The sequence below is a fragment of the Candidatus Poriferisodalis sp. genome, from assembly GCF_965221945.1.
In the GTDB taxonomy this organism is placed as follows: Bacteria; Actinomycetota; Acidimicrobiia; order Acidimicrobiales; family Poriferisodalaceae; genus Poriferisodalis.
The window spans coordinates 1799386-1823480 of the sequence record NZ_OZ244925.1 but is presented as its reverse complement, the minus strand read 5'-3'; the positions used below and the strand labels follow the sequence as shown (position 1 = coordinate 1823480).

25 protein-coding genes are annotated in these 24095 nt (G+C 66.2%); 16 read left to right on the top strand and 9 right to left on the bottom strand.

Annotated features, from left to right (window positions below; genetic code table 11):
• Window positions 1-169: 169 nt before the first annotated feature.
• Window positions 170-1159: a methylmalonyl Co-A mutase-associated GTPase MeaB gene (gene meaB, locus ACOQPH_RS08505; RefSeq protein ID WP_420624198.1), complete on the bottom strand. Its 990-nt coding sequence runs from the start codon at window positions 1157-1159 to the stop codon at window positions 170-172.
• A 56-nt stretch (window positions 1160-1215) separates the two neighbouring features.
• Between meaB and ACOQPH_RS08500 the strand changes: the two genes are divergently transcribed.
• Window positions 1216-1770 (top strand): hypothetical protein, encoded by a 555-nt coding sequence (locus ACOQPH_RS08500; protein WP_420624197.1) that lies wholly within the window; start codon window positions 1216-1218, stop codon window positions 1768-1770.
• Between the two features lie 49 nt (window positions 1771-1819).
• Here ACOQPH_RS08500 and scpA read toward each other — a convergent pair whose 3' ends face one another.
• Window positions 1820-4069: a methylmalonyl-CoA mutase gene (gene scpA / locus ACOQPH_RS08495; protein ID WP_420624196.1), complete on the bottom strand. Its 2250-nt coding sequence runs from the start codon at window positions 4067-4069 to the stop codon at window positions 1820-1822.
• On the bottom strand, window positions 4066-5583 hold the full coding sequence (locus ACOQPH_RS08490) for a methylmalonyl-CoA mutase family protein (RefSeq protein ID WP_420624195.1): 1518 nt from the start codon (window positions 5581-5583) through the stop codon (window positions 4066-4068). Before ACOQPH_RS08490 ends, scpA begins: the two co-directional genes overlap by 4 nt.
• Window positions 5584-5776: 193 nt before the next feature.
• On the opposite strand from ACOQPH_RS08490, the gene leuS reads away from it, so the two are divergent.
• The 5 genes from leuS to ACOQPH_RS08465 all read left to right on the top strand — a co-directional run bounded on the left by leuS (window position 5777) and on the right by ACOQPH_RS08465 (window position 12985).
• Window positions 5777-8536 (top strand): leucine--tRNA ligase, encoded by a 2760-nt coding sequence (gene leuS / locus ACOQPH_RS08485; RefSeq protein WP_420624329.1) that lies wholly within the window; start codon window positions 5777-5779, stop codon window positions 8534-8536.
• A 63-nt stretch (window positions 8537-8599) separates the two neighbouring features.
• Entirely contained in the window at window positions 8600-10282 is a 1683-nt protein-coding gene (locus tag ACOQPH_RS08480; RefSeq protein ID WP_420624194.1) for a thiamine pyrophosphate-binding protein, read from the top strand.
• Between the two features lie 186 nt (window positions 10283-10468).
• Window positions 10469-10861, top strand: coding sequence for a helix-turn-helix transcriptional regulator (locus tag ACOQPH_RS08475; RefSeq protein WP_420624193.1), 393 nt, complete (start codon window positions 10469-10471; stop codon window positions 10859-10861).
• A complete protein-coding gene (locus ACOQPH_RS08470) occupies window positions 10858-12132 on the top strand; it encodes a HipA domain-containing protein (protein ID WP_420624192.1) in 1275 nt (424 codons plus the stop codon). Before ACOQPH_RS08475 ends, ACOQPH_RS08470 begins: the two co-directional genes overlap by 4 nt.
• A gap of 100 nt (window positions 12133-12232) precedes the next feature.
• Window positions 12233-12985: an SOS response-associated peptidase gene (locus ACOQPH_RS08465; RefSeq protein ID WP_420624191.1), complete on the top strand. Its 753-nt coding sequence runs from the start codon at window positions 12233-12235 to the stop codon at window positions 12983-12985.
• A gap of 46 nt (window positions 12986-13031) precedes the next feature.
• Here ACOQPH_RS08465 and ACOQPH_RS08460 read toward each other — a convergent pair whose 3' ends face one another.
• The gene (locus ACOQPH_RS08460) at window positions 13032-13430 is read right to left on the bottom strand and encodes an HIT family protein (RefSeq protein WP_420624190.1); all 399 of its coding nucleotides are present in this window, start codon (window positions 13428-13430) and stop codon (window positions 13032-13034) included.
• Window positions 13431-13591: 161 nt separating this feature from the next.
• Between ACOQPH_RS08460 and ACOQPH_RS08455 the strand changes: the two genes are divergently transcribed.
• The 7 genes from ACOQPH_RS08455 (at window position 13592) to ACOQPH_RS08425 (ending at window position 18769) form a co-directional block, all read left to right on the top strand.
• Entirely contained in the window at window positions 13592-14206 is a 615-nt protein-coding gene (locus tag ACOQPH_RS08455) for a CDP-alcohol phosphatidyltransferase family protein (RefSeq protein ID WP_420624189.1), read from the top strand.
• A 75-nt stretch (window positions 14207-14281) separates the two neighbouring features.
• The gene (gene gcvH / locus ACOQPH_RS08450) at window positions 14282-14683 is read left to right on the top strand and encodes a glycine cleavage system protein GcvH (protein ID WP_420624188.1); all 402 of its coding nucleotides are present in this window, start codon (window positions 14282-14284) and stop codon (window positions 14681-14683) included.
• A 5-nt stretch (window positions 14684-14688) separates the two neighbouring features.
• On the top strand, window positions 14689-15141 hold the full coding sequence (locus ACOQPH_RS08445; RefSeq protein WP_420624187.1) for an FHA domain-containing protein: 453 nt from the start codon (window positions 14689-14691) through the stop codon (window positions 15139-15141).
• On the top strand, window positions 15138-16073 hold the full coding sequence (locus ACOQPH_RS08440) for a MerR family transcriptional regulator (protein WP_420624186.1): 936 nt from the start codon (window positions 15138-15140) through the stop codon (window positions 16071-16073). The genes ACOQPH_RS08445 and ACOQPH_RS08440 overlap by 4 nt, the downstream gene beginning before the upstream one ends.
• Window positions 16074-16115: 42 nt before the next feature.
• Window positions 16116-16640: a bifunctional nuclease family protein gene (locus ACOQPH_RS08435; protein ID WP_420624185.1), complete on the top strand. Its 525-nt coding sequence runs from the start codon at window positions 16116-16118 to the stop codon at window positions 16638-16640.
• Between the two features lie 47 nt (window positions 16641-16687).
• A complete protein-coding gene (locus ACOQPH_RS08430) occupies window positions 16688-18034 on the top strand; it encodes a CapA family protein (protein WP_420624184.1) in 1347 nt (448 codons plus the stop codon).
• Window positions 18035-18130: 96 nt separating this feature from the next.
• A complete protein-coding gene (locus ACOQPH_RS08425) occupies window positions 18131-18769 on the top strand; it encodes a MerR family transcriptional regulator (protein WP_420624183.1) in 639 nt (212 codons plus the stop codon).
• A gap of 27 nt (window positions 18770-18796) precedes the next feature.
• Here the strand turns inward: ACOQPH_RS08425 and msrB are convergent, their stop codons facing one another.
• The 5 genes from msrB to ACOQPH_RS08400 all read right to left on the bottom strand — a co-directional run bounded on the left by msrB (window position 18797) and on the right by ACOQPH_RS08400 (window position 21527).
• On the bottom strand, window positions 18797-19234 hold the full coding sequence (gene msrB / locus ACOQPH_RS08420) for a peptide-methionine (R)-S-oxide reductase MsrB (RefSeq protein WP_420624182.1): 438 nt from the start codon (window positions 19232-19234) through the stop codon (window positions 18797-18799).
• A 48-nt stretch (window positions 19235-19282) separates the two neighbouring features.
• Window positions 19283-19714 carry a type II toxin-antitoxin system VapC family toxin gene (locus ACOQPH_RS08415; protein ID WP_420624181.1) on the bottom strand — a complete coding sequence of 144 codons (432 nt, stop codon included), beginning with the start codon at window positions 19712-19714 and terminating at the stop codon, window positions 19283-19285.
• Complete coding sequence (locus tag ACOQPH_RS08410) at window positions 19701-19949, bottom strand: AbrB/MazE/SpoVT family DNA-binding domain-containing protein (protein ID WP_420624180.1); 249 nt, start codon at window positions 19947-19949, stop codon at window positions 19701-19703. Before ACOQPH_RS08410 ends, ACOQPH_RS08415 begins: the two co-directional genes overlap by 14 nt.
• A 68-nt stretch (window positions 19950-20017) precedes the next feature.
• A complete protein-coding gene (locus tag ACOQPH_RS08405; RefSeq protein ID WP_420624179.1) occupies window positions 20018-21112 on the bottom strand; it encodes an LLM class flavin-dependent oxidoreductase in 1095 nt (364 codons plus the stop codon).
• 40 nt (window positions 21113-21152) lie between these two features.
• Window positions 21153-21527: a hypothetical protein gene (locus ACOQPH_RS08400; RefSeq protein ID WP_420624178.1), complete on the bottom strand. Its 375-nt coding sequence runs from the start codon at window positions 21525-21527 to the stop codon at window positions 21153-21155.
• 76 nt (window positions 21528-21603) lie between these two features.
• Here ACOQPH_RS08400 and ACOQPH_RS08395 point away from each other — a divergent pair, with 76 nt between their 5' ends.
• The 3 genes from ACOQPH_RS08395 (at window position 21604) to ACOQPH_RS08385 (ending at window position 24068) form a co-directional block, all read left to right on the top strand.
• Complete coding sequence (locus ACOQPH_RS08395; protein ID WP_420624177.1) at window positions 21604-22464, top strand: enoyl-CoA hydratase/isomerase family protein; 861 nt, start codon at window positions 21604-21606, stop codon at window positions 22462-22464.
• 89 nt (window positions 22465-22553) lie between these two features.
• Window positions 22554-22850 (top strand): DUF1330 domain-containing protein, encoded by a 297-nt coding sequence (locus tag ACOQPH_RS08390; RefSeq protein WP_420624176.1) that lies wholly within the window; start codon window positions 22554-22556, stop codon window positions 22848-22850.
• Between the two features lie 15 nt (window positions 22851-22865).
• On the top strand, window positions 22866-24068 hold the full coding sequence (locus ACOQPH_RS08385) for an aromatic ring-hydroxylating oxygenase subunit alpha (RefSeq protein WP_420624175.1): 1203 nt from the start codon (window positions 22866-22868) through the stop codon (window positions 24066-24068).
• Window positions 24069-24095: the final 27 nt, after the last annotated feature.

The window sequence follows — 24095 nt, the reverse complement described above, 5'->3', positions numbered from 1 at the left end:
GAACTGGCCATGACCGGCCGCGCAGCCGTGCCGTGCTGGAGTATCTAGCAGGACTCTATGTCCTGTGCAGCAAAATGTACATCAGATGCATCACTGCACGTCTGCGATCAGGTTCGAGCTCACGCCTGTTCCTGTGCGGCCGCCGTCGATGACATGCATGGCGTCTGGCTCAGGAGCCACCGGACGCGTCGAATGCTGCCATCAGCTGATCGACAGCCGCAGCCGGCGTCAGCTGGTCGGACCGCACCTGTGCTTCGAGGTCGGCCAGCAGGTCGTGCACGCTCGCAGCGAGCTGAGCGCGCATTCGCTCGGTCAGCATCGCCCGCATCCAGCGCACTCGCTGGTCGGCACGGCGCGCTGCCAGCTCGCCCGAAGCCGACATCAACCGGCGATGTTCGAGCACGTGTTCCCACAGGGTGTCCAGGCCGTCGCCAGCCAATCCTGAGCACGTGATCACCGGGGGAGTCCATGTGGGCGAGGCCGGCTGGGTCATGTGCAGCGCCAACTCGTAGTCACGCGCTGCCGCGCTGGCGCGCTCGACGTTGTTCCCGTCGGCCTTGTTGACCGCAATGAGATCGGCGATCTCGAGAATGCCCTTCTTGATCCCCTGCAGATCGTCGCCGGCACCCGCCAGCATGAGCACGACAAAGAAGTCGACCATGTCGGCCACGGCGGTCTCTGATTGGCCAACGCCCACCGTCTCGACAAGCACGACGTCGAATCCCGCCGCCTCGAGCACGAGGACGGTCTCGCGGGTGACGCGTGTCACGCCGCCCAGTTGGCCCGCAGTCGGCGACGGTCGAACGAAGGCTGCAGGATCGTTCGCAAGCGCAGTCATTCGGGTCTTGTCACCGAGGATGGAACCGCCGTGGAGCGCTGAGGTCGGGTCGACGGCGAGGACGGCCACGCGGTGCCCGCGCTCAGTGAGCATCCTGCCGAGCGTCTCGATGAGCGTGCTCTTGCCAACTCCGGGCACACCGGTGATGCCCACGCGGTGCGCACCGCCGCTGTAGGGCAGCAATTCATGGAGCAGGTCCTGCGCCGGCTGAGCGTCAGCGGGCCGCTGGGACTCGACGAGCGTGATGGCCCGGCCGATGGCGGCACGGTCGCAGGCGCGCACTCCGGAAGCAAGTTCCCCAAGAGCTGCGATGGCGGCCACTGTGTGCAAGGTACCGGGGCGCAGGGGTCCGTTCGGTATTCGGGCAGAATGTCGCCGTGGGTTTGTTGAAGCGCATCCGCACCGCAGACCGATCCCATCCCGCGGATCAGTTCCTGCACCAGGGCGATCATGTTCACGCGCTCGTGCCGGCACAAGGCGGCCTGCACCCGTTCACGCTGCTGCTGATCGGTGTGGTGGCGCTGGCGGGCATCGTGCTGACGGTTGACTTGCCGTGGGTGCAGATCAGCCTGATCTCGACAACGGTGTTTGCCACTGTTGCGGTGCTCAGCATGTCGCGCTACCGACTACTGGCCCTCACCGATGCGGACATAGTGGTCATGCGCACCCGGGCCCTGCGCCCGGCCAAACCCGTGGAGCTGCTCGAACGCATCGAACGCATCGAGCCATTCGGCGTCCGGGGCTCAGGGTGGGGTCAGATCGTCGTCGGCTCGGAAAAGCTGTGGGTACACCGCCGCTACCACAGCCAACTTGACGATGCCGACACGCGGCTCGCAGCTGCGCCGCGCCGCCTCCGCTCGGCGTCCAGCACGGCATACCGCGGTACCCGGGCCAAGAAGAAGATCCGCAATGTGGGTGGCCGCCACCGCTGAGCCGCGCCGTGTGAGTTCGCGCCGATGAATCGGCGCGGGGCCGGACCAGCTAGTCGGCGGACTCGAGCAGGTCGAGCATCTCCGCCGCAGCGTGGGCGATGACCGTGCCGGGCGGGTAGATCGCTGCGGCACCCGCAGCTCGCAGCGCTTCGAAGTCCTGCGGCGGGATCACGCCGCCGACAACGACGAGGATGTCGGGCCGCCCCAGCTCGGCGAGAGCGTCCCTGAGTTTCGGGACCAGCGTGAGATGTCCCGCCGCCAGCGAGGAGGCGCCCACGATGTGCACATCGTTTTCGACGGCCTGGCGCGCTGTCTCAGCGGGTGTGCTGAACAGCGGGCCGATGTCGACGTCGAAGCCGAGGTCGGCGTACGCGGTCGCCACCACCTTCTGCCCCCGATCGTGACCGTCCTGGCCCATCTTGGCGACCAGGATGCGCGGCCGACGCCCTGTCCGCTCGCCGAAGGCGGCGACCCGGGCGCGCACTGCATTGACCGTGGCCGCCATCGGGTTTGTGCCGTCGGGGCCAGATTCGTTGCCAGCCATCTCGCTCCCGTACACGCCGCTGATCGTGCGGATTTGCGCAGTGTGCCTGCCGAACGCGTCTTCTATTGCCGCGCTGATCTCTCCCACGGTGGCATGGCAGCGCGCAGCGTCGATGGATGCGGCCAGGAGATTTCCCTCTCCTGTGCGCGCCACCTCCCGCAGCGCATCCAGCGAGCCCTTTATCGCATCCCGGTCACGCTCCGCGCGCAGCCGGTCCAGCTTTGCAAGCTGCGCGGCACGCACCTCCGCGTTGTCGACTCGCAGGATGTCGACCTCGGCGTCGAGCTCGGACCGGTAGCGGTTCACCCCCACGACCGTCCGCTGGCCCGCCTCGATGCGTGCCTGCGTCCGGGCGGCGGCCTCCTCAATGCGCATCTTGGGAATCCCGGCTTCGATTGCGCGGGCCATGCCTCCGAGCTGCTCCACCTCGACAATGTGGGTTGCCGCCCGTCGCGCCAGCTCGGCGGTGAGACGCTCCACGTAGTAGCTGCCGCCCCATGGATCGATCACCCGGGTCGCGCCGGCCTCGTGCTGTAGGAACAGCTGCGTGTTGCGGGCAATGCGGGCGCTGAAGTCGCTCGGCAGCGCCAGGGCTTCGTCGAAGGCATTCGTGTGCAGGCTCTGGGTGTGGCCGTCGACGGCGGCCATGGCCTCGATACACGTCCTCACGACGTTGTTGTACGGATCCTGCGCCGTGAGCGACCAGCCCGAGGTTTGGCAGTGGGTTCGCAGCGAGGTCGACCGCGGGTTCTCCGGCTCAAAGGCAGACACCAGCTTGGCCCACAGCAGCCGGGCGGCCCGCAGCTTGGCGACTTCCATGAAGAAGTCCATGCCGATGCCCCAGAAGAAGCTGAGGCGTGGCGCAAAGTCATCGATGTCCATGCCGGCGCCGATGCCGCACCGCAGGTATTCGAGGCCGTCCGCCAGCGTGTAGCCGAGCTCGAGATCGGCCGTCGCCCCGGCTTCCTGCATGTGGTAGCCGGAGATCGAGATCGAGTTGAAGCGCGGCATTTCGGCCGACGTGAAGTCGAAGATGTCGCTGATGATCCGCATGGATGGCTGGGGCGGGTAGATGTACGTGTTGCGGACCATGAACTCCTTGAGAATGTCGTTCTGAATGGTCCCGGTGAGCTGCGCGGGGGCAACGCCCTGCTCCTCTGCGGCCACGACGTACAGCGCCAGGATGGGCAGCACAGCGCCGTTCATCGTCATCGAAACGCTCATGCGGTCAAGCGGGATGCCGTCGAACAGCGTGCGCATGTCGAGAATCGAGTCGATGGCCACACCGGCCATGCCCACGTCTGAAGCCACTCTGGGATGGTCAGAGTCGTACCCCCGATGGGTTGCGAGGTCGAATGCCACCGACAGGCCACGTTGGCCGGCCGCAAGGTTCCGCCGGTAGAACGCGTTGGAGTCCTCGGCGGTGGAGAATCCTGCGTACTGGCGGATCGTCCAGGGCTGGTTGGTGTACATCGTCGGGTACGGACCGCGTAGGTACGGGGCGAAGCCGGGGAACCCGTCGAGGTAGGTGCGCTGGTCGGGGTCTCCGCTGCCGGCGTAGAGGCCGGTGGTGTCGGCCGCGACGTACAACGGCGCCACATCGATGCCCTCAGGCGTGGCGCTTGCAGCGGGGGAGCGACCGGTCACCTCCGCGAACCGTGCCTCCCATGCCGAGAGGCTCGCGCCGTTCGATCCCTGCTCATCACCGGCACTGCCGACGAGATCGAGCTGCGAGAAATCTCCGACTGCGCTCATGACTCCAACGCTCCGGCCTCGTAAGGAGCAGCCCAGCGATGCACGCCCAGGCTTGCGCCGAGCTTGCTGCGGTTGGACTCAGACGTCGCGCCGACCTCAGTTGGGTAGACGAACTCGGTGACTCCGACGAGCACTCGCTCGCCCGCTGTGATCCGTTCGTCGCGGTGCTCCCGCTCGGCAGACAGCGATGCTTCGAGCTCACCGCTGGCCATGACTGCACAGATGCCCCCGGCGGCTTCGATGTTGCGAAAACGATCCCAGGAAGCGCTCGCCATGGACCGGGTGAGGTCTTCGACGTACCAGCTGCCCCCAGCGGGATCGATGACCGAGCCGATGCGGCTCTCGTGGCGCAGGATCAGCTGCGTATTGGCCGCTACCCGCCACCCCAAGGCGCTAGGCGCTGCCGCGGCGCTGACGGTGTCGAAAGGGCGGACCGTTATGGCGTCGACACCCCCGTTCGCAGCGCCGAAGGTGGCCGTTGTGGCCCGCAGCATGTTCACCCATGGATCGAGTTCGCTCAGCATCGCTGTCGAGGTCACGGCGTGCAGACGCAGGGGCAGCCCTGTACCTCCGACGATGTCGACGCCGCATGCGCTCAGAACGCGGGCCCAGCACATGCGCAGCGCCCGGCACTTGGCTGTCACCACGAAGGGATCGGGTCCGGCTGAGATGGTGAAGCCAACCAGTCGGGCAGCGGCTGCGGGATCAAGGCCGGGGCCTGCGGGGGCATCGCATGCCGCGCGCAGCCAGGCCACGCCGGTGGCCAGCGTCGCTGCAAGTTCCGAAGCGTCAGTCGCCCCGGCATCGGCAAATACCGAGCCGTCGGCCTCCAGGGGCACCCCTTGCGGCCAGCGCTCGGCGAGGTCGGTAGCGCTGAGCGCGGCACGCTCCACAGCGGCCGCGAGTTCATTGGCGTCGCCAGGGTCGGTGTCCGCTGACCAGCCGCAGGCTGCAGCTGCGATCGGATCCACCCCCAGCCACGAGCGATTGCGCCCGGGTTCGCAGCGCTGACGGCGCAAGACCTCCAGCAGCGCCCCGGCGTGCGCGGGCGAGGTGCCGGCCTGCAGGTGGATCGTGACACCCGCAGCGGCGGCATCGCCGATGCAAGACGCCAGCGCATCAGCGTCGTCTTCGGCGCTCCAGCCGCGGGCCACTGTGACGGCATCCACTCCCGACGTTGTGTCGACGGTGACTGCGTCGGGCGTGCCAGGCCGGCGAACGTCGTGGATCTGGCGGACTTCCCAGCCCTGTCCACCGCTCGCTGCGGTAGCGCCCCGAACGTACGGCGTGTCGCCTGGAATTCCGGCGAGGTTCCCTTCGGTGCCATGTCGGTGGGGCGAATACAGCGGCGCAGTCTCGATGCCGTCGATCAGCATTGTCTGCAGCGATGACAATGGCTGACCGCGCAGTGCCCCTCGCGCCGCGGCTTCCCAGTCGACTTCGGTGACGTCAGCGAAACCTGGGTCTGCAAACAGCGAGCCGGGCTGGGAAGGCACAGTCTCAGGAGCGGGCACGGTCCGCAGGGTAGCGGTCGCTCCTTGAGCAGGAATGTGCTGGTAGCAGAAGGGATTTGCGGGCAACCGTGGCATCCTTGCCCGCATGAATGCCCCCGCATCGGCCTCAAGCTCAGGCGCGGGAACAGCCGCTGAAACTGAGTTCTCGCCCTCCGGTGCGGACGAGCTGCCGCCCTATCGCTACAACGCCCAAATGGCGAACGAGATCGAGCTGCGCTGGCAGGCGCAGTGGCGCGCAGACGGCACCTACCACACGCCGAACCCCAGCGGCCCGCTCGCAGGCCCCCAGAACCCGGATGCCCTCAAGCTCTTCATCATGGACATGTTTCCGTACCCGTCGGGTTCGGGACTGCATGTCGGGCACCCGCTGGGATACATCGGCACCGACGTGTATGCGCGCTTCAAGCGCATGAGCGGATACGTGGTGCTGCACCCGATGGGCTATGACGCGTTCGGCCTGCCCGCCGAGGAGCACGCCCGTCAGACCGGTGAGCATCCCCGCATCAACACCGAGCAGAACATCGCCACGATGTCGCGCCAGCTCTCCCGGCTGGGCCTCGGTCACGACGACCGGCGATCATTGGCCACAACCGACATCGAGTACTACCGCTGGACGCAGTGGATCTTCGTGCAGATCTTCAATTCCTGGTACGACACCGAGACGGACTGTGCCCGCCCGATCGCCGAGCTGATCGAGCTGTTCGAATCCGGCCAGCGGGCCACCGCCGACGGCACTGCGTGGGCACTCATGACCGAGACCGAGCGACGGGTCGAGTTGGACCGCTACCGCTTGGCATACCTGGGAGAAGCGCCCGTCAACTGGTGCCCAGCGCTGGGCACGGTGCTGGCGAACGAAGAGGTCACCGCCGACGGTCGGTCTGAGCGGGGCAACCACCCTGTGTTCCGCCGGCCGTTGAAGCAGTGGATGATGCGCATCACGGCCTACGCCGACCGCCTGCTGGCTGATCTCGACCGGCTGGACTGGCCCGAAAGCGTCAAGATCATGCAGCGCAACTGGATCGGGCGCAGCGAGGGCGCGCTGATCAGCTTCGCCACCGACGCGGGCCCAGACGTTGCGGTGTTCACCACACGCCCCGACACCATCTATGGCACCACGGCCATGCTGCTGGCGCCTGAACACCCACTGGCCGACAAGCTCGTCGCCGACCGGTGGCCGTCGAGCACCGATCCGCGCTGGATCGGCGACGCCGCGACGCCTCGTGAGGCGCTGGAGGCGTACCGGGCCCACGCCGCGGCGATGAGCGACCTGCAGCGGCAAGAGAACCGCGACAAGACAGGCGTGTGGCTGGGGGTCAACTGCATCGTGCCCACTACCGGTGAGTCGGTGCCGGTCTTTGTGGCCGATTACGTGCTCATCGATTACGGCACAGGGGCGGTGATGTCGGTGCCCGGCGAGGACCAGCGCGACTGGGACTTCTCCGAGCAGTTCGGGCTGCCGATTGTTCGCACTGTGCAACCACCACCCGACTATGAACCGAAGGCCTACGTCGGCGAGGGCCCGGCCATCAACAGCAGTTTCCTGAACGGGATGGGCTCAGCCGAGGCGAAGGCCGCCATCTGCGACTGGCTGGAGGCCAACGGCCACGGAAGTCGCACGGTCACCTACAAGCTGCGGGACTGGCTCTTCAGCCGGCAGCGCTACTGGGGCGAGCCCTTCCCGATCGTGTTCGACGAGACGGGCCTGCCGCTGGCCGTGCCCGAGAGCGAACTTCCGGTGGTGTTGCCAGAGCTCATCGACTGGGCGCCGAGGTCCCTTGACGAGTCCTCGGATCCCGAGCCGCCCTTGGGCCGGTCCACTGAGTGGGTGACCGCCACCTACGACCTCGGCGACGGCGAGCGCACTTACCGTCGCGAACTCAGCACGATGCCTCAGTGGGCTGGGTCGTGCTGGTACTACCTGCGCTACCTCGACCCGACTAATGACGAGGTCCTTGTGGATCCCGACGTGGAGCGGTACTGGATGACCGATGCTGCCGGCGGAGTCGGCGGCGTCGACCTGTATGTCGGTGGCGTGGAGCACGCCGTGTTGCACCTGCTCTATGCCCGCTTCTGGCACAAGGTGCTGTACGACCTGGGACACGTCGGCGGGCCGGAGCCGTTCGGTCGGCTCTACAACCAGGGCTACATCCAGGCCGCCGCGTACCAGGACCAGCGTGGCGTGTACATCGAAGCGTCCGAAGTGGACGAGCGCGACGGGAAGTTCTTTCACGGTGATGTCGAAGTGACGCGCCACTTCGGAAAGATGGGCAAGTCGCTGCGCAACGCTGTGACGCCGGACGACATCTACGGCGCGTACGGGGCAGACACGCTGCGGACCTATGAGATGTTCATGGGGCCGCTGGATCAAGGTCGGCCCTGGGAGACCCATTCGGTGATCGGCTCGCACCGATTGCTGCAGCGTGTGTGGCGGAACCTGGTCGACGAAGAGACCGGCGCGCTGACAGTGTCAGATGTCGAGCTTGATGCGGATCTGGAGCGCTGGGTGCACCGCACCATCACTGCGGTCACCGATGCCATGTCGGATCTGCGCTTCAACTCGGCCATCGCACGCATTACCGAGCTGAACAACGAGCTGACCCGCCGTGGCGGCCCGACTCCCCGGCCGGTCGCGGACGTGCTGGTGCGGCTGCTGGCGCCGCTGGTGCCGCACCTCGCAGAGGAACTGTGGTCAAAGCTGGGCAATACGACCACGATCGTCTATGCCCCGTTCCCGGTGGCCGATCCGACATTGCTGGCAGCCGAGGTCATCGAGGTGCCGGTCCAGATAAATGGCAAACTGCGCAGCCGCATCACGGTCGACGCCGCCATCTCGACCGCCGATCTGGAGGCCGCCGCGCTGGCCGACGAACGCATCTCACAGCTCACCGCCGACACCGACATCCGGCGAGTCGTGACCGTACCGGGCAAGCTGGTGAACATCGTGTTGGCGTAAGCCAGCAGCAATAGACACGTCTGGCGCAAGCCAGCAGCATCGAACACCCGCTGGGGGATCAACATGAGCGGCAAGGAAAAGCGCGCACTGGGCGTCACGGCCACCGAGACTCACGGCGGCAAGCTCGCAGCGCGGGCGCTGAAGGCAGCCGGCGTGGAATGCATCTTCACTCTGTCCGGCGGTCACGTCATGGGGATCTACGACGGCTGCCTCGACGAGGGCATCGACATCGTGGACGTACGCCACGAACAAGCGGCCGTGCACGCTGCCGATGCGTGGGCGCGCCTGCACCCGGGCAAGGTCGGCGTGGCCATCCTCACTGCAGGCCCGGGAGTGACTGACGGCGTGACCGGCGTCGCGAACGCCTGGCGTGCCAACTCGCCGATCTTGGTCTTCGGAGGTCAGGGACCGTTTCGTCACGCCGGACGGGGCTCGCTGCAGGAGATGGACCACGTGTCGCTCATGCGGCCCGTGTCGAAGTGGTCGGGCGCGTGTCTCGAGACCCGCCGTATCGCCGAGTACATCGAGCTGGCGGTACGCACGGCGCTGAGTGGTGTGCCCGGGCCTTCGTTCTTGGAGATCCCCATGGATGTGCTGCACGGCAAGGTGGATCTCGACGCGGTGGCCATACCGCCGTTTCGCGACTACCGAGTCGCGTCGGCCGCACCTCCTGATGTGCTTGGGGCCGCAGCAGAGATCATCGCCGACGCCCGAACGCCCGTCGTGATGGCCGGCACGTCGCTGAAATGGAGCGAGGGCGGTGCCGCGCTGGCTGCGTTTCTGGATGCCACGGCCATCCCGTGCTACGTGAACGGCATGGCCCGCGGCGAGGTCAATTGGGACCATCCGTCGTTCCTGTCGCTGACGCGGGCCCAGGCGCTTGCGGGGGCTGACGTGGTGGTCCTTGCCGGAACGCCGCTCGATTTCCGGATGAAGTTCGGCCGTGCCATCCCTGCCGACGCCCGCATTGTGCAGCTCGACTTGGACGAGACGCTTATCGGGCAGAACCGTGCCGCCGAGGTCGGGCTGGTCGGCAACCTAGGTGCCAATTTCGAGGCGCTCTTGGATTTGTTCAAGTCGACCGGCGTCTCGGTGGACGCCTCGGCGCACCTGGCTGCACTCGCTGCACGCGAGTCCGAGCTCGACGAGGCTCGCAACGCCGAGCTGAACAGCGACGAAGTGCCGATCGACCCGCTGCGGCTGTGCCGCGAGATTGCCGATGCCGTCACCGATGACATGATCGTGATCGGCGACGGGGGCGACATCGTGGCCCAGGCATCCAAGGTCATCCGCGTGCCGCGCCGCGGCACCTGGATGGACCCCGGCCCGCTCGGGACGCTTGGCGTGGGGATGCCGTTCGCTCTCGCTGCGCAGAAGGCTCACCCTGACAAGCGGGTGCTGATCGTGTACGGCGACGGTTCGTTCGGCCTGAATGGATTCGAGTACGACACTGCGGTGCGCTTCGGCCTGCCCATTGTGGGCGTCGTCGGCAACGACGCGGCGTGGGGCCAGATGCTGCGGCCGCAGGCCAGCCTGTACGGCCAGGATCGGGTCGTCGCCACCGAGCTGAACTACACCCGCTACGACAAGGTGGTCGAGGCCATGGGCGGCCACGGTGAGCATGTCATCGAGCCCGGCGAGATCGCACCGGCACTTCGCCGTGCATTCGACTCGGGTCTCCCGGCACTAGTGAACGTCGAGATCCGCCAGGATCGCGGTGCCATGAAGGGCTCCACTTACGTGTAACGACGCACAAGATCGGGACTGACTGCGCGCATTTGAAGTAATGCACAGCGTCTGATGACAGCGGGCGCATTCGATACGCTGCATTCCACACAAGGCGATCCTATGCATCTAAAAGGCTGCATCGAAGCATCCACAGTACAATGAATCGGATACAATGCAAGCACTTCTCCAAGACGGCCCGCAGCGATGACCGATGACGCGAACACACGTCCGACGAGCACAGGCCCGCCGCAGGTCCGGCCTGCTGGCGCCAAGCATCGACGCTCTATTGACGTCTACACGGTGGAAGGCATGGGTGCCGTGCTTGCCCGGCTGCGTCGCGAGGCCGGGCTCACGCAGACCCAGTTCGGTGAGATGGTCGGCGCATCGCGCCCGTGGGTGTCCGATCTTGAGCGTGGCAACCTGCGCCGCGGACAGCTCGATACGGCACTGGCGTGCATCCATGCGTTGGGCTACCGCATCGTGCTGGCAGACATCGATACCAAGCCATCGGTGCTCGACGATCTGAAGAACAGCATGCGCCGCGGCCCCCTCGCCCGCTGCGTCGATTCAGGCAGCGAAAACCACTCGTCACGATGACGAGGCAGCTCGCAATCCTGCTGAACGGCAGGATGGCCGGCACCGTCCACGACGATGCCGATGGCGCCTCATTCGTCTACGACGACGACTACCTCGACGGCGGCCCCGATTCTGTCCCCCTGTCGATCAGCATGCCGCTGACGCGACGGCGGCACCCCGGGGGTGCGATCAAGACATGGCTGCAGGGCCTGCTCCCCGACAACGCCGAACTGCTCCGGTACTGGCAGCAGGGAACCGGTGCAGCCTCGGTGGATCCATTCGATCTGCTCGCCACCGCGATGGGCCTCGACTGCGCCGGCGCCGTGCAGGTTTGCCCCGCTGCGGAAGCCGACACTGCACTGTCCCGCGGCGGGAGCTATGAGCCGTTGAGCGAGGCGGAGGTGGCGCGGCGACTGACGTCCATCCGGCACCGAACGCACCTCGCGAGAGATGTCTTTGTGCCCGGCTACTTCAGCCTCGCGGGAGCGCAGGCCAAGATCGCGCTCCATCGTCACCAGGGCGCGTGGCATCAGCCGCACGGCACTGCCGCCACCACGCACATTCTCAAGCCTGCTGTTTTCCTGACACAGCACCAAGCGGTCATCGAGCACCTGAGCATGGCCGCGGCGAGACGCTTGGGGCTGCCCGCAGCGGGTACGGAGGTGGCCGTCTACGAGGGCTGCGACACGGTCATCGTGGAGCGCTATGACCGTCGGCACGTCGGCGGCCACGTGCTGCGGCTGCACCAAGAGGACATGTGCCAGGCCTTGGGCCTGGCCTCGACGCTGCGCTATGAGCAGCAGGGCGGACCGTCGCAGGCCCGGATCGTGCGACTGCTGCGCAGGCACTCCACATTGCCTGCCGACGACATCGCCGACCTGGTTGATGCGTTGGTCTACAACTGGGTCATCGGTGCCCCCGACGGCCACGCCAAGAACTTCAGTCTTCTGCTGGATGGCGCTGAGGTGCGCTTGGCGCCGATGTACGACGTGTGCACTGTGCTGCCCTACCTGGATCCCGAAGAGACGCCCATGCATGCGTTCGCCGTCGGCGGCAGCCACGCGGTCGCTCCAGACGAGGCGGTGCCGTGCTGGACCCGCTTCGCCGCTGATGTCGACGTGCCCGCCGACCCGCTCCTCGTCCGCATCTGCGACATTGCCGCTGCTGTGCTTGACGCCTTCGCCGCTGAAGCAGCGCTGCTGCCGGGCGACCTCGCCTCCTCCCCCCGCGTCACCTTGCTGCTTGATCGCCTCGGCGCCCGCACAGAGGCCTGCCTCGCCCACGTGTGTTGAGACGGTGATGTGTCAAGCGAAGTGCCCGGGTCACGATCCTGTCTTGGCCCATCCGATGGCCCGTAGGGCCGAATTCGCACGGCGGCTCTACGATCAGCACATGTGCGGGCGCTTCGTCTCAGCGGCGGATCTGGAGACGGTGGCGGCGTATTTCGACACCCCATTGCCTGGCTTCGATGCGCCTCGCAGCTACAACGTGAGCCCGACCACCGACATCGTGGCAGTTGTGGGCGCGGAGGATTCCCGCCGGCTCGAGACATTCCGGTGGGGCCTCGTGCCGCCGTGGTCCCCCGATCCCAGCAAGGGCCCGCCGCTGTTCAACGCGCGATCCGAAACGGCGGCGACGAAGAACTCCTTCCGCGGCCCGTTCAAGCGCCGCCGATGCATCATTCCCGCCGACGGCTTCTACGAGTGGCCAAAGGCGCCGACCCGCACGAGCCGCGACGACCGCCCGCTGCCGCACTACATCACCCGCGCCGACGGCGGCATGCTCGCCATGGCTGGCCTGTGGGAACGATGGTCGCCACCCGATGGCGCTCCCGGTGAAGATGGCAACTCTGGCGGCGACGGAGCTGAGGTGGCTCGATCAGCGCTGCACTCGGCGACGGTGCTGACCACCGCAGCAAACGGCTTCATGGCGCCGATTCATGACCGCATGCCGGTGCTGCTGGAGCGTTCTGCGTGGGATGCCTGGCTCGACCCATCCAACGAAGATGTAGGCGAGTTGTCGGCCATGCTCGTGCCCGCGGCTGAGGGGATCCTGCGCTCGCATCAGGTCGGCCGCGTCGTGGGCAACGTCCGCAATCGCGACGCCAGCCTCATCGAGCCGACCGAGTCGGATCAGCTGTTCTAGCGCCGCTTCAGTGCCATCGGATCCGCAGCGCTAACGACGCATGCGCTCAGTCGGCCAACGCAGCTCGAATGGCCTCGGCCGGCCCGGCGAGATCGGTGGGATCCGCCATCGGCAGGGCACGGGCGAAGTTCATGTCGGCCATGGAGTTCACCGGGCACACGTGAATGTGACAGTGGGGCACCTCGAAGCCGGCGATGACGAGACCGATCCGCTCGGGCCTCAAGGCGCGCATCTGTGCCTCGCCGATGCGGCGGGAGACGTCGAACAGGTGTGCCTGCAATTCGAGCGGGACGTCCAGCCAGTGGTCGATCTCGGCGATCGGCGCCACAAGCGTGTGGCCCGGTGACAGCGGGCTGATGGACAGGAATCCGACGCAGTGTTCGTCCCTCCACACAAACGTCCCGGGCAGCTCGCCTTCGATGATCCGCGTGAACACTGAGCTCATCACGCGCATCCTAAGGATGCGCCGGACTCCGCACGCGCAGCCTGAGGATGCGACGGGCTCAGCACGCGCAGCCTAAGGATGAGCCGGCGACTCATCACGCGCTACCTCGGCCGCTGCGTCACTGCGGCTCCGCCCCGCGTGGCGTCGGTACTGTGAGACGGATGAGCGGGGCTGCGGATGGGTCGTTGACCGAGAGTCCCGGGTGGCGGCCCTTCACAGTGCCGAACCTGATCAGCCTGGCTCGACTGTGCTGCCTGCCGTGGTTCGTGTGGCTCGTGTTCGGCGCGGAGGACCGCTGGGCCGCCGCGCTGCTGCTGGGAGCGCTGGGCGCGAGCGACTGGGTCGACGGCTGGGTGGCGCGCCGCTTCGACCAGGTGTCGGAGCTCGGCAAGATTCTCGATCCGACGGCCGATCGACTTCTGCTGCTGGTGGCGCTCGTGGCGATGATCGTCGACGGCTCGCTGCCGATCTGGATCGCGGTGCTGGCTCTCGTGCGAGAGGGCGGGGTGGCCGTGGCAGCAGTGGTGTTGGCAGCGGCAGGCGCCCGCAAGATCGACGTGACCTGGTGGGGCAAGACGGGGACATTCCTGATGATGTTCGCCGTGCCGTGTTTCCTGGCAGGTCTGAGCGACATCGCCGCAGCGGACGTGTTTCGTGTGCTGGCCTGGGTGTTTGTGGCAGTCGGACTGCCCATTCACTATTGGTCTGCATTCGGCTATGTGCCCCAGGCGATCACCGCTGTTCGGGAGGGACGCGCCGTCCGGCTGAGCCCTTGAACGCAGTGAGATTGCTGATGAGGGACTGGGTGCCACGAGTTATTGGTGTGACAGCGATCCGGTAGGTTCGCGAGCATGGAGATTCCCGCCGAGCTTCACTACTCGAGCGATCACGAATGGGTGCGCCCCACACAGGGGGGATTGCAGGTGGGCATCACCGATTTCGCACAGGACGCGCTCGGCGATGTCGTGTATGTGGAGTTGCCAGAGATCGGCGCGGTGGTCACCGCCGACGAGGCAATGTGCGAGATCGAGTCGACCAAGTCCGTCTCGGACCTCTTCGCCCCGGTATCGGGAGAGGTTGTCGAGGTGAACGTGGCGCTCGAGGACGAGCCGCAACTGGTCAACGAGTCCCCCTATGGCGACGGGTGGATCTGTGTGATCGCCCCGTCTGATGACGCTGCGCAGGCGCCTGCCGAGATGGAGGCGCTGCTTGACGCCGACGGCTATGCCGCGTTGATCGCCGAGGACGTCTGATCGTCATGGCTGTCACCTGCGGTTCGTGCGGCCAGTCAAGCGCTGACGATGCCCGCTTCTGTTCCGGCTGCGGGAAGCGCCTGGACCCAACCGCCGATGCGCCCACGGAGGTGCTGTCGCCGGTCGGTGCCACCGAGATTCCGCCCTACAGCGGCGCGGCGGAGCTCGTGGTCACGTCAGGGCACCGGTCGGGGACACGATTCGAACTGGCTGGCGACCGGGTCACCGTGGGGCGCCATCCCGACAGCGACGTATTCCTCGACGACATCACCGTGTCGCGGCGCCACGTGATTCTCGAACTGGGGCCCGCCGGTCACATCCTGCGCGACGTGGGCTCGCTGAACGGCACGTATGTCAACGGCAATCGCACTGACGGCGAAGTGACCCTGCGGGGCGGCGACGAGTTGCAGGTCGGCAAGTTCAAGCTGCTGTACCTGGTTTCCTCGGTGGGGCTGTGAGCGCCCAGTCCGAGCCTGAATCCAAGAGAGGGCGGCTGTCGATCGGCGAGGTCGTGTCCTTGCTGCGGCCCGAATTCGGCGATCTGACCGATTCCAAGATCCGATTCCTCGAAGATCGCAAGCTCATCTCGCCGGCTCGCACGTCGGGGGGTTACCGCAGCTTCGGACCCCACGACATCGAGGTTCTGCGCTGGATCCTGGCTCGCCAGCGCGACCAATACCTGCCGCTGGGCATCATCGGGGAACGCATCGATCGAGGCGAGCACCTCGTGGACATCTGGGGCATCGGAGCCGACGATGCCGGCGAATCGCCAACCTCAACTGCTGCTGCTGAATCCGAGCCAGCGGCGGCGCACGAACCAATGGAAGAGGCTGTAACGGCGACACCAGCTGACAGCGATGCAGCCGAGAGCTCCAGACCGACCGAGGTACAGGCGACTGGCTACCGAACACAGCCGCCGTGGACTGCTCCGGACGACTTGCGAACGTTCAACGCGGCAGAGCTGAGCGCCGAGAGCGGGCTGACTCTGGCCGAGGTTGCCGAGCTGACCGAATTCGGGTTGCTCGTGCCCCTCGACGAAGCCGATGCTGCGGGGTCCCTGCCGCCCGGGGGAGCGGCTGTGCAGGTATCCCTCGGGCTTGAACCGCCTGAACCCCGCTATGGCAGCGGCGCGTTGCTCGTCGCCCGCATCTCACGTGAGTTCTCCACGTACGGCCTGCAGGCCCGCCACTTGCGTGTCATCCGAAATGCCGCGGCGCGCGATGCCGCCATGTTCGAGCAGGGCATACAGCCGGTCCTCCATGCCGGCGGCACATCTGCTGCCCTCGACGCGCAACGCTCCCTCGGGCGCCTGGTGACGCTGTGCGAGCGCTTGCGATCCCAGGTGATGGGGGAGGCGCTGCGCCGCTACTGGCGCGACCCGGGCCCATAACCCGGGCTCATGGCTCACAGGGGCCGAAGTAGTGTTCGTTGCATGGTCGAGATGGAGCTTCTTGGCGTGCAGGTGGAGATGCCCTCGCAGAGCCCGTTGCTGCTGCTGCGTGAAACCGGCGGCTCCCAGCGAGTGCTGCCGGTCGTGATTGACACGCCTGAAGCCCAAGCGATCTACCGCGGCATTGAGCAGATTCGCGTGCCGAGGCCGCTCACGCACGACCTGATGGCGGCCATCTTGGACGTTCTCGGAGCGACCCTCGTCAAGGTCATTGTCACCGACCTGCGCGACCGCACGTTCTTTGCCGAGATGGAGGTCACCATCGGCTCGGCCACCCATACGATCTCCGCCCGGCCAAGTGACGCCGTAGCGCTCGCAGTGCGGGCCGATACTCCTATCTTCGCCAGCGAGTCTGTGCTCGACGAGGCGGGTCAGATCATTGAGCTGCCACCTGATCCTCCCACCGATGTCGACCCCGATGAGCTTCTCGACGAGTTCAAGCAATTTCTTGATGATGTGCAGCCCGACGACTTCGGGCCCGCGGCGGAGGCAAGCGACCCAGAGTGAGACGCGGTGACCGGACCGTTGCCGAGGTCCGATCAGCCACTGGACCCATGCAACCGCGAGTTGCTGGGCTTCTCGCGGTGCTGAGCGCAGCGGTGTTTGCCTCACTGGCGGCCTGCAGCGCCCCCAGTGGAGTCCCGACGCAGAGCGAGTCGGCCTCCAGTGCGCCTCCAGCGTCTCTGGCCGACAGCGATGCAGCAGGCACCGATGTGACTGCCACATCGACGGAACCTCTATCGGCGGTGACTCCAACGGTGCCGCCAGCCGCCCGGGTGCAGGTCTCGGTGCCGCCGCACCCCGCCCCCCGTCGAGCACGGTTGGTTTTCACCGGTGATGTTCTGTCGCATGGACCGGTAACCCGGCAAGCACACGCAAACGGCTCGAGTGACCTTCGATACGACTACCGACCGATGTTCGCCCAGGTGCGCGACAGCATTGCCAGCGCGGACCTGGCGATCTGCCATCTCGAGTCTCCGCTGTCTGCCGACAACACTGACCTGAGCGGCTACCCACTTTTCAATGCACCAGGCGACCTCGCAGTTGGGCTCGCCGATGCCGGATACGACGGGTGTTCGGTGGCCTCGAATCACTCTCTGGATCGAGGCATCGACGGCATCACAGCAACGCTGGAGGTGCTGGAGCGTCACGGGCTGGGCCATGCCGGCATGGCTCGAACCCCTGCTGAGGCTGCGATGCCTTCGATCTACGTCGTGAACGGCATCGTCATCGGCCACCTGTCCTACACCTATGGGCTCAACGACATTCCGCTGCCTCCCGACAGAGATTGGGCCGTGGACGTCATAGACCGCGATGCCATCGAGGCCGAGGCTCAGGCTGCAGTGGCTGCAGGAGCTGAATTCGTCATCCTGAGCATCCAGTGGGGCCCCGAATACACGAGTGTGCCCAACGCCAGCCAACGCAGACTCGCCAACAATCTGCTTGCAGACAGCGATATCGACCTCATCGTTGGTTCGCACGCCCATGTGCCCCAACCCATCGGCAAAGTGGGAGACAAGTTCGTGATCTTCGGGCTCGGCTATTTCCTCACGAACCAGTCGCCGCTGTCGTGCAGATCGTGTCCGGCAGCCACAGTCGACGGTGTCCTCGTGGAGGTGGTGCTCGCCGAGACGCCCGCGGATCGCATCGAGGTAGCTGCACTCGGCGCGACTCCTACGTGGGTGGATCGGCCGCACTACACAATCGTCGATGTTGCCGACGAACTCGCAGGCGATCTCGGGCCGAACCGGCGCGGGGTGCTGGAGCGCTCGTGGCAGCGCACCGCCGGTGTGCTGCGTGCCGAGGGCGTCGACATCGTGATCGAGGGCGACCCCGCAGGCACCCAGGCCATCTCGGGGGCGCCGGACATTCCATCAGCGTGGCCCCTTGCGCTGCGGTGACGCGCCCCCGTACGCTCTGTTGGAGCACAGATCACAACTCGGTAGTTCGCCGGGTGTGATTTGCAAAGCCGTAACTGGACGGGGAAGGAGACACCGATGGCCAACCAGCAGCGAGATTTCTTGCCCGAGCCCGATACCTCCGAGAGCGATGACCTACCGAAGCCGCAGCCCGAGCCTTCCGCCGGATCAGTAGGCGCGATCGTGCCTCCGACAGCCGTCCCTCGCACAGCCGTCGCTGACGAACCGGGTGAATTCTCTGAGGGATTCTTTGGGCCGCAGACTGCGGAACTTGTCGGGATCAGCTACCGCCAGCTCGACCACTGGGCCCGTAAGGGGCTGGTGAGGCCGTCGGTCGCGGAGGCAGCAGGCAGCGGATCGCGCCGCCGCTATTCCTACAACGACCTCGTGGAACTGAAGATAGCCAAGAAGATGCGCGATCAGGGCATCGACCTGAAGTCAATTGCCCGGGCGTTCGACTACCTGCGCAACCAGCTCGGGGGTGAGGTCGCCTCAGCGACCATCGTCATCAGCGGCAGCGACGTGCTGATGGTCGACGACGACCAGGTGCTCAGCCTCCTGCGCCAGGGTCAGGCGGCGATGCTCAATGTGCTGTCGGTGGCAGGCGTTCGCCGAGAGCTGGATGCGGACGTGGTGAAGCTGTTCCCCGACGAACCTATTGCCGTGCAGCTCAGCTTCGACATCGGAGACGAATCCGACACTGACAGCACCAGCTGACGCCCCGCAAACGTCCCGGGCCGGTGCTCAGTCGGCCCTCTTCAGTCGGGCTCGTCGGTCGGGCTCGTCGGTCGGCACGAATTGCAACGACGCCGAATTCATGCAGTAGCGATCGCCCGTCGGCCGCGGTCCGTCGGGAAAGACGTGACCGAGATGAGCCCCGCAGGCCTTGCACATCACCTCGGTACGGACCATGCCGTACGCGCGATCGGCCTCAGTGTCCACCGCATCGCCCGAGACGGGCTGGGTAAAGCTCGGCCAACCAGAACCGCTCTCGAACTTCGTTTCTGAGCTGAACAACTCGGCGCCGCACACCACGCAGCGGTACCCGCCTTCGTCATGGTTGTCCCACGTCTCGCCCGTGAACGGCCGCTCGGTGCCTGCCTCTTGGGTGACGTGGTACTGCATCGGCGTGAGTCGCTCCCGCAGCTCGGATTCGCTGAACGTGACAGGGTCCTCGGTCATGGACACCACGGTAGTGACGCCGCGGCCTGCTCTCGTGCTGATCGCTGTTCAGATGATGTCCAACGAGGGCGTGAGCGACCGGACCAGGGCGGCGGGCCATCGACGGTCGGTGGTCAGGAGTGCATCGGCCTTGTGGACGATGGCGGTTGCGATGACGAAGGCATCGGGGAGCTTCAGCGATGGGTGTTCGGCCCGCAAGCCGGCGGCGGTTCGGGCGACATCGGCATCGGCGTCAAGAACGCCGATCGGGATCGCTGCGAGTGCTGCTTCGAATCGTTCTGTGGCCTTGCTACCGGCCTGTGCTGGGTAGACGAGGCATTCGGCGAAAGCCGTGACCGGCAGCATCAAGCGCTCGGCAACCGACGCTGCTGCCGCGAGCGCATGAGCGGAGGTGTCGTGGTGCGGATTGGCCCGATCGAGGTGACCGATGACCACGCCGGCATCCACGACCACCAGCCCAGTCGCGCTACTCCCACTCACCGCGCAGCACCTCGACAGCGTTCTCTGGATAGATGCCGTCGAAGATCCCGGCAGTCTCGGCGAGCCGGTCGCCGACCCGCTCGAACAGGACGCGTCCCGGGCCCAGCGCTCTGCCCTGCAACGAGTCGCCGGCGGTCAGGCCCGCGGCGGCAAACGCCTCAGCCGGGATCGTGACCTGATGCTTCGACGTAATCGTCGTGCGCCCCCGGGGACGTTTCCTTACTTCTCTAGTCATAAGTAAGACTATATCGCTCGAGCCGTGGGCCTCGCGCAGTCGTCGACGCTCCGGTGCAGGGGGCACAGCTAGGACGACGTGTTGGCGGGCCCAGTGCCGACGGGCCCTGTGCTGGCGGGTTCAGCACTGACGTCTCGCACGATGTCGATCATCTGGTCGAGCGTGTCCAAGCGATCGATGGCAGTGGGTCCCTCGGGCTGCAGGCGCAAGACGTCCACGCCGGCGTCTCGATACCCGCGCACCTGATCGGTGACCTGTTCGTGGGTCCCCAAGAAATTCGTCTCGGTGATCAGCCGATCCGGAACCGCTGCGGCGGCGCGATCGCCGTCGAGCCACAGGCGCTGCACCCCACGGCACTCGTCCTCGAAGCCCGCCCGGCAGTAGGCGTCGTTGTAAAAGTTGGCCGTGGCCGATCCCATCGCGCCCAGCGTGAAGGCGACGCCGGGACGCCGCGGTTCGATCAGCGCTTCAAGATCGTCACCGAATTCGACGGCGCCCCCGGCCTGGCAGGCCACCGAACCTGGCGCACGCCCGGCCGCCGCGGCCCCCTCAAGCACCTGACCCCAGGTGACCTCGGGACAGCTCGGCACGAAGCACACACCCACCCAGCCGTCGGCAGCCTGACCGGTGTAGCGCAATGACTTGGGCCCAAGGGTCGCGAGCCAGATCTCGATGGTGTCATTGGCGGGTTGGGAGAGACGCAGAGACTTGCCCTGACCGCCCGGCAGTGGGAGGACATGGTGGCGGCCTTCGTGGGAGATCCGCTCGCCGGCGAACGCCTGGCGGCAGATGTCGACGGTCTCGCGCAGCCGCCCCAGCGGGTCGGCGAACGGCACCCCGTGGAGGCCCTCGACGACTTGAGGTCCACTGACGCCGAGTCCCAAGATGAAGCGGTCGCCCGTCATCGCAGCCATTGACAGCGCAGTCATGGCGGTCATCGCCGGGGCGCGGGCCGATATCTGCAGGATGCCGGTGCCGAGCTTCACCCGTTCGGTGACTGCGGCGAGGTACGCCAGCGTGCTGACGCCGTCCATGCCCCACGCCTCGGCCGACCACAAGATGTCCACGCCAAGACGCTCGGCCTCGCGCAGGAACTCGACCTGTTCGTCCCAATCCCGCCGCTTGCCCGACGCCGGCCCCCCGAATCCAATGGCTGTGCGCATCAGCGCACCCTAGGTCTTTGCGTTCGTGGCGGACGGCTGCTCAGACGGGGTGCAGGGTCACGAGGCCGCCGAGCTGGGCGAGGTCTTGCAAGGCCTGGTCGTAGAAGAAGCGCGCCGAGCAAGCGTCACGCGCCCATGCTTCCTCGGCCGGAGTCGGGTTGCGCCCAATGGCGCCGATGCTCAGGCCACCCGTTGTCGCAGAGCTGATCGCCGTGCGGTTGCCGATGAGCAGTGCCTCGAGCGCATCACTGCGATCGCCGGGTTCGTCGAAGACAAACATCCGCCCGCCATCTGTCACGAAGGGCGTGACGTAGTAGGTCCGGTCACCAGCGGGCGTCTCGGTATCGAGCCGCAGCATGAGCACACCGTCAAAGGGGGCGAACGGTGCTCGGGAGACGTACGGCTGGTCTGGCACGGCGCGCAGCGTATCCAGCTGCCGCAGATTCGTTAGGTTCGGGGCCACCGACCTGCGAGACCACCGGGGAGTTGCAATGGCACAGCGTCAATCGGGAATAGGCGACACCGAGTACTTCGGATTTGAGACCTCGTTGGCGGACAGTGGTGTCCTGACCGTCACGTTCAATCGACCCGAGGCGATGAACGCCTCGAACGCGCCGATGAAGCGGGACTTGGTCGAACTGCTGACCCAGGCACAGATGGACGACGACGTGCGCGTGCTCGTTTTCACCGGCCAGGGTCGGGCCTTCTGGGCCGGCGACGACCTGCGCGGCTACGAGGAAGTCCATCCGGGCTCCACGGCGCCGATCTTCGGCGGCCACCACAACGCGCCGGGCACCTACAACGGACTGCGGACGATCTCGCAGGCCGTCAACACAGCGGTCCGCCATCTGGACAAGCTGACCGTCGCCGCGATCAATGGCTTCGCCATCCAGACCGGCTTCAGCTTCGCCTTGGCCTGCGACTTCCGCATTGCGGCACGCTCGGCTCGCATGGGTTCTGCAACGCTTCGCTTCGGCCTGCTGCCCGACGAGGGCGGCCAGTGGCTGCTGGTGCAGCATCTCGGCGTGGCCCGCGCGACGGACTTCATGATGCGCAAGCGGATCGTCGATGCATCGGTGGCGCATGAGCTGGGCCTGGTCCATGAGGTGGTCGACGACGACCAGTTGCCCGCAGCCACGGCCGAGCTCGCAGCCGAACTGGCCGAGGGCCCCCAGGTGGCGATGCGCATGCTCAAGCGGTCGATCCTGCTGGCGGCGGAGATGACTTGGGAGCAATCTCTCGACGAGATCGCTGCGAAGACCGCAATCACCGATCACCTGCCCGATGCAGCAGAGGGCGTCTCGGCATTCCTGGCCAAGCGGCAACCCGAGTTCAACGACTGGCTCCGCTGAGCCACCAAGAGCCTCGACGAGTCTCCCGCGAGGACCTTCGGTCCCACCCAACTCGCTGAGAGTCGCGGCCAGATGGCATACTGCCGCGCATGGCTGCATATTTCATTGCTCAGTACGTCGTGAAGGACGCCAATGCGTATCGGCAGTACCAGAAGGCGGCAGCGCCCACGGTGCAGGCCGCAGGGGCCAAGCTGGTTGCGTTCGACGCGGCCTCCGAGGTGATGGAGGGCACCCCGCCAGGTCCCCAGACCATTGTCCTGGAGTTCCCCGATACCGAGGCCGCCAAGGCTTGGTACAACTCGCCCGAGTACCAGGAAATCGTCGGCATGCGTCTTGAGAACACCGAGGGTTTCTCCGTCCTGGCACAGTCGTTCAACACCGGCTGAGCCGGAATTCCGGCTGTGAAGCGCGCAGAACAAATCGATCAGATCAAGACGCTGCTCGCGCGCCTCGACTCTGGCACCAACGTCGATGCCGGCGGTGTGCGTTACAACCCCACGTCGGCGTATGCCGATCCAGAACTCGCAGCACTCGAGCAGCGGGAGTTCTTCGATCGATACCCCCAGATCGTCGGGCTGTCGGGCGACCTCCCCGAACCGGGTTCGTTCATGACCTTCGACGAACTGAGTACGCCGATCCTGCTGACGCGCTCAGCATCGGGGGAATTCAAGGCGTTCGTGAATGTCTGCCGGCACCGTGGCGTCGTCGTCGAAACAGCAGAGCGCGGCACCAAGCGGCGTTTTGCCTGCCCGTTCCACAACTGGACCTACGACGGCGACGGGACATTGGTGGGATTGCCGAAATCCGACCAATTCGGGGAGCTGGACCGCTCAGAGCTCGGCTTGGTCCCGTTGCCTGCGGTCGAGAAGCACGGCCTGCTGTGGGTGCATCCGGTGCCCGGCGGCGTCATCGATCCCGACGAGCTGTTGGGTGCCGAATTGGCAGCCGACCTCGCCGATTGGGATCTCGGCGAGCTGAGGTGGCTCGGCGGCGACCGGTACGACGTGGCGTGCAACTGGAAGCTCGCCATGGACACCTTCGGCGAGACCTACCACTTTCCGGTGCTGCATGCCGACACGCTGTATGGGGCCTTCTACGGCAACGTGCAGTGCTATGACACCTTCGGCCGGAATCACCGGATGCTGCTGTGCCGGCGCGAGATCGACGACGTGCGCAAGCTGTCGCCCGACGACTGGGATCTGTGCACCGCCACACTGCCGGTGTACTGGCTGTTCCCGAATGTCCAGTTCATCCCGTCAGGCAGTGTTGTGTACGTGGTCCGTGCCTATCCCGACGCCCGGTACCCGGGGCGGCACATCAGCCGCATCTCGTTCTACTTGCGACCTCATGTTTCGCTCGACACAGCGTCTGACGCTGCATCAGATGCAGACGCCGCTCACTTCGCCGAGGAGGTCGCTCGTGGTTTCGGGAACATCATCCGCGATGAGGACTACGCGATGAGCGCCAGCCAGCAGCGCTCAGCCAGCAGTGGGGCGCTTGAGCACGTCGTGTTCGGACGCAACGAGCCGGCATTGCATCACTTCCACAACACCTACCGAGCGGCGCTCGGCAAAGAACGGCTGCCGTTGCACCCGACGCCCTGATCGGGCCCCAGAGGAGGCACGGACCGC

What these genes read in the sequence shown, in the direction of transcription:
- scpA (WP_420624196.1), bottom strand. Translation starts at nt 4,069, where the DNA reads ATGAGCGCAGTCGGAGATTTCTCGCAGCTCGATCTCGTCGGCAGTGCC.
- leuS (WP_420624329.1), top strand. Translation starts at nt 5,777, where the DNA reads ATGGCGAACGAGATCGAGCTGCGCTGGCAGGCGCAGTGGCGCGCAGAC.
- ACOQPH_RS08480 (WP_420624194.1), top strand. Translation starts at nt 8,600, where the DNA reads ATGAGCGGCAAGGAAAAGCGCGCACTGGGCGTCACGGCCACCGAGACT.
- ACOQPH_RS08475 (WP_420624193.1), top strand. Translation starts at nt 10,469, where the DNA reads ATGACCGATGACGCGAACACACGTCCGACGAGCACAGGCCCGCCGCAG.
- ACOQPH_RS08470 (WP_420624192.1), top strand. Translation starts at nt 10,858, where the DNA reads ATGACGAGGCAGCTCGCAATCCTGCTGAACGGCAGGATGGCCGGCACC.
- ACOQPH_RS08465 (WP_420624191.1), top strand. Translation starts at nt 12,233, where the DNA reads ATGTGCGGGCGCTTCGTCTCAGCGGCGGATCTGGAGACGGTGGCGGCG.
- ACOQPH_RS08460 (WP_420624190.1), bottom strand. Translation starts at nt 13,430, where the DNA reads ATGAGCTCAGTGTTCACGCGGATCATCGAAGGCGAGCTGCCCGGGACG.
- ACOQPH_RS08455 (WP_420624189.1), top strand. Translation starts at nt 13,592, where the DNA reads ATGAGCGGGGCTGCGGATGGGTCGTTGACCGAGAGTCCCGGGTGGCGG.
- gcvH (WP_420624188.1), top strand. Translation starts at nt 14,282, where the DNA reads ATGGAGATTCCCGCCGAGCTTCACTACTCGAGCGATCACGAATGGGTG.
- ACOQPH_RS08445 (WP_420624187.1), top strand. Translation starts at nt 14,689, where the DNA reads ATGGCTGTCACCTGCGGTTCGTGCGGCCAGTCAAGCGCTGACGATGCC.
- ACOQPH_RS08435 (WP_420624185.1), top strand. Translation starts at nt 16,116, where the DNA reads ATGGTCGAGATGGAGCTTCTTGGCGTGCAGGTGGAGATGCCCTCGCAG.
- ACOQPH_RS08430 (WP_420624184.1), top strand. Translation starts at nt 16,688, where the DNA reads ATGCAACCGCGAGTTGCTGGGCTTCTCGCGGTGCTGAGCGCAGCGGTG.
- ACOQPH_RS08425 (WP_420624183.1), top strand. Translation starts at nt 18,131, where the DNA reads ATGGCCAACCAGCAGCGAGATTTCTTGCCCGAGCCCGATACCTCCGAG.
- msrB (WP_420624182.1), bottom strand. Translation starts at nt 19,234, where the DNA reads ATGACCGAGGACCCTGTCACGTTCAGCGAATCCGAGCTGCGGGAGCGA.
- ACOQPH_RS08410 (WP_420624180.1), bottom strand. Translation starts at nt 19,949, where the DNA reads ATGACTAGAGAAGTAAGGAAACGTCCCCGGGGGCGCACGACGATTACG.
- ACOQPH_RS08405 (WP_420624179.1), bottom strand. Translation starts at nt 21,112, where the DNA reads ATGCGCACAGCCATTGGATTCGGGGGGCCGGCGTCGGGCAAGCGGCGG.
- ACOQPH_RS08395 (WP_420624177.1), top strand. Translation starts at nt 21,604, where the DNA reads ATGGCACAGCGTCAATCGGGAATAGGCGACACCGAGTACTTCGGATTT.
- ACOQPH_RS08390 (WP_420624176.1), top strand. Translation starts at nt 22,554, where the DNA reads ATGGCTGCATATTTCATTGCTCAGTACGTCGTGAAGGACGCCAATGCG.